The 231-nt window shown below is 67.1% G+C and carries 1 protein-coding gene; it reads right to left on the bottom strand.

Annotated features, from left to right (window positions below):
* Positions 1 to 231 (bottom strand): DUF6789 family protein (locus AB1471_RS18005; protein WP_367781083.1); only part of this gene is annotated, 231 nt, incomplete at both ends.

Raw genomic sequence — 231 nt, 5'->3', positions numbered from 1 at the left:
AGGACCGCTCCGAAGATCAGGTGCAGCATCAGCGTCATCGCCGGCGCGGCCATGCCGAGGTTCATGCCGAAGAGGCCGGCGCCGGCCATGGGCATGAGCGCGACCATCATGACGAGCCAGCCAATCATGGCGAGCAGCGCGCCATGCCATACCCGGCTCTCGCCCGGCAGATGATCGTCCAGGAGCGCGAGCGCCACTCCGTAGCCCACCACGCCGATCATGAAGTGGACC

This window comes from Jeotgalibacillus marinus (genome assembly GCF_040801915.1).
Taxonomy (GTDB): domain Bacteria; phylum Bacillota; class Bacilli; order Bacillales; family Jeotgalibacillaceae; genus Jeotgalibacillus; species Jeotgalibacillus marinus.
The sequence above is the reverse complement of the archived record's forward strand: the minus strand, read 5'-3'. Positions and strand labels throughout refer to the sequence as shown.